Source organism: Marinobacter gudaonensis (genome assembly GCF_900115175.1).
In the GTDB taxonomy this organism is placed as follows: Bacteria; Pseudomonadota; Gammaproteobacteria; order Pseudomonadales; family Oleiphilaceae; genus Marinobacter; species Marinobacter gudaonensis.
On the sequence record NZ_FOYV01000001.1, the window covers coordinates 1,960,778 to 1,972,757 of the forward strand.

The 11,980-nt window shown below is 60.4% G+C and carries 12 protein-coding genes; 6 read left to right on the plus strand and 6 right to left on the minus strand.

All coding sequences use genetic code 11. The annotated features are described in order from the left end of the window. Positions 1-191 precede the first annotated feature (191 nt). Positions 192-845, minus strand: coding sequence for a class I SAM-dependent methyltransferase (locus tag BM344_RS08985; RefSeq protein ID WP_091988521.1), 654 nt, complete (start codon positions 843-845; stop codon positions 192-194). A 119-nt stretch (positions 846-964) separates the two neighbouring features. On the opposite strand from BM344_RS08985, the gene mnmH reads away from it, so the two are divergent. From mnmH to BM344_RS09010, 5 genes are all read left to right on the plus strand, one after another. Beyond that, a complete protein-coding gene (gene mnmH, locus BM344_RS08990) occupies positions 965-2,068 on the plus strand; it encodes a tRNA 2-selenouridine(34) synthase MnmH (protein WP_091988524.1) in 1,104 nt (367 codons plus the stop codon). A gap of 141 nt (positions 2,069-2,209) precedes the next feature. Next, complete coding sequence (locus tag BM344_RS08995) at positions 2,210-3,043, plus strand: mechanosensitive ion channel family protein (protein WP_091990954.1); 834 nt, start codon at positions 2,210-2,212, stop codon at positions 3,041-3,043. Between the two features lie 161 nt (positions 3,044-3,204). Then, positions 3,205-3,762 carry an aminoacyl-tRNA deacylase gene (locus tag BM344_RS09000; protein ID WP_091988527.1) on the plus strand — a complete coding sequence of 186 codons (558 nt, stop codon included), beginning with the start codon at positions 3,205-3,207 and terminating at the stop codon, positions 3,760-3,762. A gap of 82 nt (positions 3,763-3,844) precedes the next feature. Beyond that, entirely contained in the window at positions 3,845-5,140 is a 1,296-nt protein-coding gene (locus BM344_RS09005) for an FAD-dependent monooxygenase (protein WP_091988530.1), read from the plus strand. A gap of 34 nt (positions 5,141-5,174) precedes the next feature. Beyond that, the gene (locus BM344_RS09010) at positions 5,175-5,540 is read left to right on the plus strand and encodes a histidine triad nucleotide-binding protein (protein ID WP_091988532.1); all 366 of its coding nucleotides are present in this window, start codon (positions 5,175-5,177) and stop codon (positions 5,538-5,540) included. Between the two features lie 338 nt (positions 5,541-5,878). On the opposite strand, the gene phoU is transcribed toward BM344_RS09010, so the two are convergent. The 5 genes from phoU to BM344_RS09035 form a co-directional block, all read right to left on the minus strand. Next, on the minus strand, positions 5,879-6,601 hold the full coding sequence (phoU, locus tag BM344_RS09015; protein WP_091988535.1) for a phosphate signaling complex protein PhoU: 723 nt from the start codon (positions 6,599-6,601) through the stop codon (positions 5,879-5,881). A gap of 33 nt (positions 6,602-6,634) precedes the next feature. Further along, on the minus strand, positions 6,635-7,522 hold the full coding sequence (pstB, locus tag BM344_RS09020) for a phosphate ABC transporter ATP-binding protein PstB (protein WP_091988538.1): 888 nt from the start codon (positions 7,520-7,522) through the stop codon (positions 6,635-6,637). Between the two features lie 11 nt (positions 7,523-7,533). Next, complete coding sequence (pstA, locus tag BM344_RS09025) at positions 7,534-8,808, minus strand: phosphate ABC transporter permease PstA (protein ID WP_091988541.1); 1,275 nt, start codon at positions 8,806-8,808, stop codon at positions 7,534-7,536. After that, the gene (gene pstC / locus BM344_RS09030) at positions 8,801-10,189 is read right to left on the minus strand and encodes a phosphate ABC transporter permease subunit PstC (protein WP_091988544.1); all 1,389 of its coding nucleotides are present in this window, start codon (positions 10,187-10,189) and stop codon (positions 8,801-8,803) included. The genes pstA and pstC overlap by 8 nt, the downstream gene beginning before the upstream one ends. A 138-nt stretch (positions 10,190-10,327) precedes the next feature. Continuing rightward, positions 10,328-11,380: a substrate-binding domain-containing protein gene (locus BM344_RS09035; RefSeq protein ID WP_091988547.1), complete on the minus strand. Its 1,053-nt coding sequence runs from the start codon at positions 11,378-11,380 to the stop codon at positions 10,328-10,330. A 193-nt stretch (positions 11,381-11,573) separates the two neighbouring features. On the opposite strand from BM344_RS09035, the gene BM344_RS09040 reads away from it, so the two are divergent. Beyond that, positions 11,574-11,978, plus strand: a complete 405-nt coding sequence (locus BM344_RS09040; protein WP_091988549.1) for an acyl-CoA thioesterase — start codon at positions 11,574-11,576, stop codon at positions 11,976-11,978. Positions 11,979-11,980 lie beyond the last annotated feature (2 nt).

An 11,980-nucleotide genomic window follows, 5' to 3' on the forward strand; every position in this document is an offset into this window, starting at 1 on the left:
GCAGGGAGAGGCAAGGACACAGGGACGCCTCGCTTAAGGGATAACTATTCGGATGGCCGGCTCGGAGGCTGGCACCAGGGAGTGGCATAGGGATCTGGCAACACGGCTGTTGCCCAATGCGCAAGGAGGCGCCGACCTGTTCCGAAAGGGCAACCTCGCGTTGCCCTTTATTTTTTTCAATACTCCCGGGATCACTCGCCAGCCAGGTAGATCCGCACCCGATTGAACTCCTCGAATTCATGCAAGTCCGGCCAGGTCCTCGCCTCGATGGTTGTCTGCTTGCGGTAGCCGTCGTCACCAAGCACCTTCATTCTGGAGTCCGCCAGAAGAACCCGTCCCGCCGATTCACGAAACACCCCCAGCAGGGGCCGGTTCTCCGGGTCGTACAACACATCGGCAGCGGTCACGACATCCAGCCCGGCGGGTCGGTTATCCCAATCGTCACACAGGCCGATCTCAACACCATTGAGTTCCGCGTTCGCCCGGGCGGCGTCCAGGGCAGCCGGGTCGGTGTCGCAGGCAATCGCCTGCCTGGCCCCGGCCAGGGCCGAGGCAACAGCCACAACGCCAGACCCCGAGCCGAAATCCAGTACCCGCTTGCCCGCCACCCAGTGCGGATTATCCAGGATCCACTGCGCCAATACCTGGCCACTGGCCCAGCAAAACGACCAGTACGCGGGCTCCGCCACCACCGCCTGGGCTTCTTCATGGGACAGCGGCCCCTCGAGCACTCCGGGGTCAAACAGGTACAGGGCAATCCGTGGGCAGCCGGCCGGGTGGGAGACAGCCACACGACCACGCGCGAGGGTCTGACGCAGATGGTGATTCAGGCGCTGTGTCCACATGGTTGAAACTCCCGATTCCGGAAAGCCCGGTATTGTAGCTCACCCCGCCGGGTGTGAGCAGAATTGGCCGGTTTTCGCTATACTGCCCGCCTTCATTTGATAACCACCCAGACCCTGACATGGCAAGCAGACCCGACACCGACGACTACCTCGCCCTGTTCCTGAACGACACCCCCCTGCTGGACGTTCGGGCACCGGTGGAGTATTCCCGCGGCAGCTTTCCCAGCGCCACCAACGCGCCACTGATGAACGACGAAGAGCGCCATCGGGTCGGCATCTGCTACAAGGAAAAGGGCCAGGACAAAGCCATCGAGCTGGGGCACCAGCTGGTTTCCGGTGACATCAAGGCCCAGCGCATCGAAGCCTGGAAACGGTTTGTCGCTCAGCACCCCGACGGTTACCTGTTCTGTTTCCGGGGCGGCTTGAGGTCGCGGCTGACCCAGCAGTGGATCCGGGATGCCGGCATCAATTACCCGCTGGTCAAGGGCGGCTACAAGGCCCTGCGCCGCTTCCTGATTGACAGCCTTGAGGCCCGGATCGAATCCGGCAATTTCCGGATCGTCAGCGGCCGCACCGGCACCGGCAAGACACGTGTTCTCAGACAACTCCCCAACCCGGTGGACCTGGAAGGCCTGGCCAATCACCGCGGATCCAGTTTCGGACGGCAGGTGACGCCACAGCCCTCGCAGATCGACTTCGAGAACCGGTTGGCAGTCGCGATGCTCAAGGCGCACCACCTCGTGGGCGGCCCCATCTACCTGGAAGACGAAAGCCGTCTGGTCGGTCGCTGCGCCCTGCCCGAATCTCTGAGGGCGCGTATGGCCGCCTCACCCCTTATGATCCTGGAACAGCCAATGAAAGAGCGCGTGGCCATCATCCGAGAAGACTATGTGGAAGGCATGCTCGCGGATTACACCCAGCGCGACGGCCCGGAAGCCGGCTGGCTCAATTTCCGGGACTACCTGCTCAGCGCCCTGGACCGGATTCGCAAACGCCTGGGTGGCGAACGCCACCGGCAGCTGCGGGCACTGATGGAGCAGGCCCTCGAGCAACAGCAGCTGGAAGGCCGGGTGCAGGGCCACGACGCCTGGATTGAAGCCCTTTTGCGGGATTATTACGATCCCATGTACGACTACCAGCTGAGCCAGAAAGAGGGTCGCATTCTTGTCCGCGGAGGCCCCCGGGCCCTTACGGACTGGGCCAACTCCGTTTCGGACACGTAGACTTACGTGCCTAGAAAGGTCCTGAGTCAGACAGGGTTCACATTTGTCTGCTATAAAAAGTGGATGGCAAATCAGCTAGCTACAGAATCTTGTCGGTTTCTCGAACACGAATGAAAAACACCAATGAACAAGGAGTCCTCCATGGAAAACCTTTTCGGCGCTGACGGCAGCGCCTCGGAACTCATGAACCAGGCCATGGCCCTGGTGATGACCTACGCCCCGAAGGTGGTGTTGGCGATTGTCACGCTGATCGTTGGTCTGTGGCTGATCAACCGCTTCGTGGGCGTACTGGACAACAAGCTCGGCAAGAAGGATCCGACGCTTAACAAGTTCCTGTGCGGCCTGATCGGCGCCATTCTCAAGATCCTGCTGCTGATTTCCGTGGCCTCCATGGTTGGCATTGCCACCACTTCGTTCGTGGCCATCATCGGTGCCGCCGGCCTGGCTGTTGGCCTGGCGCTTCAGGGCAGCCTGGCCAACTTCGCCGGCGGTGTGCTGATCCTCATCTTCAAGCCGTTCAAGGTGGGCGACACCATTGAAGCCCAGGGATACCTGGGCGCCGTTCGCGAAATCACCATTCTCTATACCATTGTCGACACCTTCGATAACCGCCGCATCGTTATCCCCAACGGCAGCCTGTCCAATGCCACGCTGGTGAATGTCAGCTTCTACGACACCCGTCGTTGCGACATGACCTTTGGCATTTCCTACAGCGACGACATCGACAAGGCCCGCGCCGTGATCAAGCAGCTGCTGGATGAAGACGAGCGGGTCTTGCCAGAGCCGGCGCCGAGGATCTCGGTGGGCTCACTGGGTGACAATTCCGTGAACATCATCGTGCGCCCGTGGACCAAGACCGACGATCTCTGGCCGGTCTACTGGGACATGCACGAGCGCGTCAAGAAAGCCTTCGACAAGGAAGACATCACCATTCCGTTCCCGCAGCGAGACGTGCATCTCTACAAGCACGAGTGATCGGTTTCTCATTGATACATCCGGTTACTCGCAAACTGCGTAACGTCAACTAAGCTGAGCAGTAATGGTGGGACGCCCGAGTCCCACCAGCCCATCGGGGCCAGGCACCTGAAGCATCACAGGCTCCGGAACGCTGTCATTGCTGGTAGGAGGTTGTCACTATGCCGGTACAGCAGTTGAAGGAATTCCTCGACGAAGCAGGCGTGGAGTACATGTGCCTGTCCCATCCCCCCGCGTTCACTGCCCAGGAACTGGCACACCATGTGAAAATCGCCGGCGACCGCGTAGTGAAAACCGTGATCATAGAGCTCGATGGCAAGATGGCCATGCTGGTGATGCCCGCCACCTGGCGCATCCGCTGGGACAGACTCTCTCGTATACTCGACACCGATTTCGTTGATCTGGCCGATGAGCAGGAATTCCAGGATCGCTTCCCGGACTGCGAAGTCGGGGCCATGCCCCCGTTCGGCAACCTCTTCGGCATGACGGTCTACTGTGCCGAAGTCCTGACGGAACAGCCAGAGCTGGCCTTCGCTGCCGGCAGTCACACCGAATCTGTGCACATGAAGACCAGTGACTTCCTGTCGCTGGTGCAGCCCATGGTACTCAACCAGGGTTTCACCAAACCCGGTGCCCAGAAGCCCGCATGGCTGGCCAAGGGGCGCCGGCAGCCGGAACAGGTGGCCAAGGAGCCGGTGTCCGGCGCAGCCGGTTACTGAGTCCCGTTGAACCGGCTTGAAGCCGGTCTCTTGTCTGGCCGCCGTCATCGCGTAAACTGGGCGCATCTGACAGGAAACCGATATGACTCAAGCCTTTGATATCGTGGTGGTCGGCGCCGGCATGGTCGGCGCTGCCCTGGCCACCGGTCTTGGCCAGGCCGGATTCAGTGTGGCCGTGGTGGACCGTGCACCGCCCCCCTCGTTCAATCCAGACGAACGCCCGGACATTCGGGTCTCAGCCCTCAGTGCCGGCAGTGAGCGTTACCTGGATACCCTCGGCGCCTGGCAAGCCATACGGCAGATGCGCGCCACCCCCTATCGACGGCTGGCGGTCTGGGACGAAACCCGTCATCCCCTGCAGACCCTGATTCCCGGTCGCCTGGCCGAAGTGGCGTTCGATGCCTGCGAACTTGGCGCGCCGCATCTGGGACACATTGTCGAAAATTCCATTACCCAGCAGGCGCTGTGGCAGAGTGCAGAAGCGGAACCCTCGGTAACGCTTGTCCATGGCCAGGGCGTGGCTTCGCTGCAGCAGGACCAGCACTCGGCAACGGTCACCCTGGACGACGGCCAGACGCTGACCGCAGCCCTGATTATCGGCGCCGATGGCGCCCGCTCAAGGGTCCGGGAACTGGCAGGTATCGGCACCACCCGCAACCAGTACAGCCAGCAGGCCATGGTAATTTCGGTGCGCTATCAGGGATCAGTGGAAGACATCACCTGGCAGGGCTTCCTTCCCAGCGGGCCCAGAGCCTTCCTGCCCCTGCACACCGCCGGCGACAACCACCCGGGTGAAAGCTGGGCTTCGCTGGTCTGGTACGACGCACCGGATGAACTGGCCCGCCTGAAATCACTGGACAACGCCGAGCTGATGGCGGAGATCCAGTCCGGTTTCCCGGCCGACTTGCCACCGCTCACGCACATCGACAGGAAGGCGTCCTTCCCCATTGCCCGCCAGCATGCCAAACACTATTTCGCAGGCCGCGTGGTTCTGGCCGGCGATGCCGCGCACACCATCAATCCCCTGGCCGGCCAGGGGGTCAACCTGGGCTTCCAGGACGCCCAGTGCCTGCAGATGCTAATGCGTGAAGCCAAACGGGCCGGGGAGGACCTTTCCTCCGAACGCTGGCTGGCCCCCTACGAACAGCAGCGCCGCCCGGCCAACCACCGGATGATGATGACCATGGACCTGTTTTACCATCTGTTCAGCAACCGCATTCCGCCGGTGCACCTGCTGCGCAACCTGGGCCTCGGCGCCGCCCGCGCCCTGCCCTTCGCCCGCAACCGGGTGGCCCGGTACGCCATGGGCATCGACGACGAGCTGCCGGCCGTGATTCGGCAACTCGCCAGCCGGTTACCCGGCCTGGGCCAACTCTAAACCCGAGAATCCGAACAAACACCAAGGAGCCCGTATGTCAGAGACGATTTTCACCAAGATCATCAACCGGGAAATCCCCGCTGACATCCTCTACGAGGACGACCTCAGCCTGGCGTTCAGCGACATCAACCCCCAGGCGCCGGTGCATTTCCTGGTCATCCCGAAGAAACCTATCGCCACCATCAACGACATCACCGAAGATGACCGTGAACTGGTGGGGCACCTGTATGTGGTGGCGGCGAAGATTGCCAAAGAGCAGGGATTTGCCGACGACGGCTATCGAGTGGTCATGAATTGCGGCGAAAATTCGGGCCAGACGGTCTTCCACATCCACCTGCATGTACTGGCCGGCAAGCCCCTGGGATGGCCGCCTTATACCGATAAGATGAAGCAGGCCTGACTGTTTTAGCTTGGGAGGAGGGCCGACATGTGGTGGGGCTTTCCGGGACCCGCTCGAGCCGTCCCTGGTCGCTTGACTTTCGCCATCCATGGCGAAAGACAGTCCCGGAAAGCCCCACCACACGTCGGCCAGGCGAACTATTCAGTCAGGCAAACTCAGTAAAACCAAAGCTGACTGAAACTCCCTGAGAAGGATTCGCGGGTATGATCGGAGGGGCTGGTTCGGCCTTTCCAGACTGTCTGTGGCCAGGGATGGCCACAGCCAAGCCCTACAGGGACGTACTTGCGGGCGTGTCTGGAAAGGCCGAACCAGCCCCTCCAGACACCCAAGTAAAACGCTCAACGGCCGACGACTTTCTCGGCTTCCTCCACCGGCGTATGCCGAACGTCCTCGCCTTTGACCATGAAGATCACGTTCTCGGCAATGTTGCAGGCGTGGTCGCCCACCCGCTCCAGGGCACGGAGCACCCACATCACCGACATGCATCGGGAGATGTTTCGGGTGTCTTCCATCATGAACGTCAGCAGGGTACGGGCCGCCGCCTGATACTCCTCGTCAACGCGCTTGTCTTCCTTCATGATCCGCAACGCTTGCTCGGAGTCCAGCCGGGCAAAGGCGTCCAGGGCGTCATGCAGCATACTCAGAACGTGGGTGCCAATGTGGCGAACCTCCACATAGCCTCGGGGCGCCTGGCCCTCTTCCTGCAGCTTGATGGCCAGCTTGGCGATTTTTTTGGCCTCGTCACCGACCCGCTCCAGGTCGGCCACCATCTTGATGACCGAGATAACCAGACGCAGATCCCGCGCTGTCGGTTGGCGGCGGGCGATGATCAGTGTGGCTTCCTCGTCGATCTCGACTTCCATCTTGTCGACTTTCTTGTCGTTGGCGCGGATTTCGTCGGCCATGTGGCCGTCGCCATCAACCAGGGCCTGAATCGCGTTCTCAACCTGGGCTTCAACCATGCCGCCCATTTTCAGGAACTCGGTCTTGAGCGCCATGAGTTCATCATTGAACTTGTGGGAGATGTGATCTCCGTAAACGTCGTCCTTCTTCGTTGGCATACTGTTCTTCTCCAAAATTCCTCGGGTCCGGAATCAGCCGAAACGGCCAGTAATATAAGACTCGGTCAGTTGATGTTTCGGCGAGGTGAACACCTTGTTAGTCTCGTTCACTTCCACCAGGTGGCCAAGGTGGAAATAGGCCGTGCGGTGGGAAACCCGGGCCGCCTGCTGCATGGAGTGAGTCACAATCACGATGGTGTAGCTCTCGGACAGCTCGGCAATCAGCTCTTCAATCTTCGCCGTGGCGATCGGGTCCAGGGCCGAGCAAGGCTCGTCCATCAGCACCACCTCAGGGCTCACCGCGATGGCGCGGGCAATGCACAGGCGCTGCTGCTGGCCACCGGACATGCCGGTGGCGGTTGCATCCAGGCGGTCCTTGACCTCATCCCATAACCCGGCCTTGCGCAGGCTGTTCTCCACGATTTCGTCCAGATCAGACTTGCGGTTCGCCAGGCCGTGAATACGGGGGCCGTAGGCCACGTTGTCATAGATCGATTTCGGGAACGGGTTCGGTTTCTGGAACACCATGCCCACCCGGGCGCGGAGCTCCACTACATCCCGCTTGGGGTCGTAGATGTCGTGGTCGTCCAGTTGCAGGGAACCCTTAACCCGGCAGATATCGATACTGTCGTTCATGCGGTTCAGACAACGCAGGAAGGTGGACTTGCCACAGCCGGAAGGCCCGATAAAGGCAATCACTTCGTTGCGACCGATGTCCAGGCTGATGTTCTTGATGGCGCGATCCTGGCCATAGAACACCTCGACATTCCGGAGCTTGAACTTCGGATCCTCAGAGAACGGCTGACCGACGGTTTTGCCTTCATCAATCTTGGTCTCTGCAGGCCGTTCTTCCTGAACGGGAATGGTGCTTTCCTCCGGCTGCTCTGCCTCGCTGGTCACCGTTGTGTTGAGCGTATTCATAGACATCCTCCTTACCACCGGCGCTCGAGTCGCTTGCGCAGCCAGATGGCCAATGCATTCATACCAATCAGGAAGGTCAGGAGCACCATAATGGCCGCTGACGCGCGTTCAATAAAAGCCAGTTCCGGACTGCCCGCCCACAGGAAGACCTGAACCGGAAGTACCGTTGCCGAATCAAAGAATCCGTCCGGCACGTCCACAATGAAGGCCACCATGCCGATCAGCAGCAGCGGCGCGGTCTCGCCCAGGGCCTGAGCCATGCCGATGATGGAGCCGGTCAGCATGCCCGGCATGGCCAGCGGCAGTACGTGGTGCAGCACCACCTGCATCTTGGAGGCGCCAATGCCCTCGGCCGCTTCCCGGATGGAGGGCGGCACGCTCTTGATGGCGGCGCGGCTTGAGATGATGATGGTGGGCAGCGTCATCAGGGTCAGTACCAGGCCGCCGACGACGGGAACCGAGCGCGGCATGCCGAACAGGTTGATAAACACCGCAAGACCCAGAAGACCGAAGATGATCGACGGCACCGCCGCCAGGTTGTTGATATTGACCTCGATAAAGTCGGTCAGCTTGTTCTGGGGCGCGAATTCCTCCAGGTAGATTGCAGCCGCGACGCCAATCGGAAACGATAGCGCCAGGGTCACGACCATGGTCAGCAATGAGCCCACCACGGCACCCAGAATCCCGGCGCGGGATGGATCCCTTGAGTCCCCGCCGCTGAAGAACACGTCATTGAACGAAGTATCAATCACGCCCCTCTCATACAGCTGATCCACCCAGGCCTGCTGCTGTTCATTGAGTTTGATGGAGTAGGCCTCATCGCCGGCGTGTTTCACGTAGACATCCACGTCGGTATGGGCGAGGAAGGTCATGGTCTGCGTGGTGTTGAGCAGATCCGGATTGTTCTTGAGAGCTTCCCGCAGCTGATTGCCCGCGTAGGGGTTGATGAGGTCGCGCACATCGTCCCGATCAGACGGGCCGGCGTCGGGAATTTCCTGCATCAGGGCCCGCACCAGGGGCTCCACGAAATCCGCCATTTTCATCTGACGCGCATCCGAGGCATCGTCCAGATACATGGCCTCACCGTCGATGTTCACATCAAGGGTAATGGTGGTCTTCACAAAGGCTGTGTGACCCTTGCCGATAATGTCGGCAAACAGGATCACCAGGGCGCCCAGGGCAATGGCGATGGCTGCCATGCCGTAGGCGCGGAAACGGCGCTCCTTGCGGTAGCGACGCTTGAGCGACTGGCGGACGATCTCCGCCTGGGTACGTTGATCAGTCATACTGTTCCCGATATTTGCGGACAATTTTCAGAGCAAGAACGTTAAGCAGCAGCGTCGCCACGAACAGCATGGCGCCCAGGGCGAAGGCCGCCAGGGTCTTGGCGCTGTCGAATTCCTGATCACCGGTCAGAAGGGTCACGATCTGCACGGTCACTGTGGTGACCGACTCCAGCGGGTTGGCCGTCAGGTTGGCGGCAAGGCCCGCAGCCATGACCACGATCATGGTTTCGCCAATGGCGCGGGAAACCGCCAGCAGAACACCCCCCATGATGCCGGGCAATGCCGCCGGGAAGATCACCTTTTTCATGGTTTCAGACTGGGTGGCGCCCAGCGCGAGTGAGCCGTCCCGAAGGTTCTGAGGCACGGCGTTGATCACATCGTCCGACAGCGATGAGACAAAAGGAATGATCATGATGCCCATGACGCCACCGGCAGCCAGGGCGCTCTGGGACGATGCATCGATACCGAAAGAAGCGGCAAAATCACTGATGAAGGGCGCCACGGTGAGCGCGGCGAAAAAGCCGTAGACCACGGTCGGAATGCCCGCAAGCATTTCCAGCAGCGGCTTGAAAATACCTCGGACCCGCTTGTTCGCGTATTCCGAAAGGTAAATGGCCGAAAGCAGGCCCACCGGAACCGCTACCACCATGGCAATGGCGGAAATCAGCAGGGTGCCGGTGAACAGGGGCACCATGCCGAAGGCGCCCTCGGCCGCCACCTGGTCGGCCCGGAGTGCCGTCTGGGGGCTCCATTGGGTGCCGAAGAAAAACTCGAAGAAAGAAATCTTCTGGAAAAACCGGATGGTTTCAAAGGCCACCGAGAAGACAATGCCTACGGTTGTGAGAATGGCCAGCGCCGCACAGGCGAAGAAGATCCACTTCAACGTCGTTTCCACCTGACTGCGGGCGTTCAGCGTCGGACGAATACGCAACCAGCCCAGGAAACCCGCCAGTACCGCCACCGCAACCACCAGCACCGTCATGTAAAGCCGGCTCTGGGCGCGCAGTGATTTCAGTCGTTCTGCCGCCTCGGCCACCGGCGCCTCGACAAACCCCGGCGGCAGGGCGCCGCTGGCCACGTTACTGATCTGGCTGAGCAGCAGGCTGGCACGGCCCTCGCCCTCGGGTACCAGCTCTGGCGGCAATGAACCAATCACCAGCAGTTGAATAACCTTGCCCTGAAATGCGGCCCACAGCGCCAGGACAATCAGCGCGGGAATGCCGCACCAGAGCGCAGCGCGGGCACCGTAGTAGAACGGCAGGGATTTAAGATGCCGGATACCGCCCATGGGCATGGCCAGGGAGCGGGAGCGGGCGTATCCAAGACCATAGGCCACCGCGATACAGACGATGACCAATAGCATGAGGTTAGCCGGTTGCATGAAGTTTCCTGTTTGGCATGTTTAGCAGGTCACAAGTGTAAAGGGTCAGACAAGGATTCGCACCCTGGACCCTGACGCACGAAAGGGTGCGGCCCCGAAGAGCCGCACCCTTTTGCTCGTCTGGCGTGAAAGCCGGGCTTACATCAGCTCGTCTTTCGCCAGGTTCGGCATGTTTTCAGCTTTGTCCTGAAGCTGCATCAGGGCATCGCGCGGCGGTACAATCAGACCCACGCTCTTCAGGTAGCCGTTAGGGCCCATGGCGCCAGGGCTGGTGAATTCAGCCACATACTCGGCAATGCCAGGAACAACGCCAACGTGCGCCTTTTTCACGTAGAAGAACAGGGAACGGGCCACCGGGTACTCGTCGGCAGCAATTGCCTCGGCAGTCGGCACCATGCCGTTCAGGGTAGCGGCCTGCAGACGGTCGGCGTTCTCTTCCAGGAAGCTGTAGCCGAACACACCGTACATATCGGTATCGCCGATCAGCTTTTGCACGATCAGGTTGTCGTTCTCGCCAGCTTCAATGAAGGCGCCGTCCTCACGAATGCTCTGACACACCGATTCCATGTCGTCTTCGCTCATGTTGGCAACCGCTGGCAGGTCCTCACAGCCACCCTGCAGGGCCAGCTCGTTGAAGGAGTCACGGGTACCGGATGTCGGGGGCGGTCCCATCACACGAATCGGCTTGTTCGGCAGACTGGAGTCAATGTCGCTCCACTTCTTGTAAGGGTTGGCAACCAACTCGTTTTCGTTCTTGGGATTGGGCACTTCCTTGCCCAGGGCCAGGAACAACTGCTCCAGGGTGATCTCGAGGTTCTCGGCCTCTTTGGAGCTGGCAATCACGATGCCGTCGGAACCGATACGGAACTCAGTGATGTCCTTAACGCCATTGCTCTGGCACAGATCAAACTCGGACGGCTTCATGCGGCGGGAAGCGTTGGTGATGTCCGGGTGCTGGGTGCCCACGCCCTGGCAGAACAGTTTCAGACCGCCGCCGGAGCCGGTGGACTCGAGCTTGGGAGTCGGGAAATCGGAGTTGGCACCAAAACGCTCAGCCACAACAGTAGCAAACGGATAAACCGTGGAAGAGCCCACGATGCTGATGGTGTCACGAGCCATGGCAGGTGCGGACAGGGCGGCCACCGAGCCGGCCAGCGCAACGGTCGCGAGTGCTTTGTTCAGTTTCATCACGTCGAGTCTCCATTATTGGTTTGGACGTTGTGTCGGATGTCTTTTACCGATGGGTGCAGACTAATGGCACTCTGTGACAACTTTGTTACAGCTCCTGAAATATAGTTGGGAATACTGAAATTTGCTTGCAGCGGCGCGCAAGGCAGTTACCATGCGGGGAACAACAATTCCAGGCATGCGCTGAGGCAGTACGATGACAGCATTCGACGATGACAAACCCACGCCAAGGGGCGAACTCACGCTCCAGGTTATTCCCCTTCCCGCAGACACCAACGCCAACGGCGATGTGTTCGCAGGCTGGCTGGTCAAACAGATGGATCTTGCCGCCAACACTGTGGCCGGACGGATATCCCAGGGCCGCAACGCCACCGTGGCCATGGACAGGATGGAGTTCCTCTCGCCACTGCGGGTCGGCTCCCAGGTTGGCTGTTATTGCGAGCTGGTGGACATCGGTCGCAGCTCCATGAAGATCAACGTGGAGGTCTGGACTCTGGACCGCACCGCCCGGACTCCCCGCAAGGTGACCGAAGGCCTTTTTGTTTATGTTGCCATCGATGAGCACGGGCGAATCCGGGAAGTGCCTGACCAGAGCCTGTAATG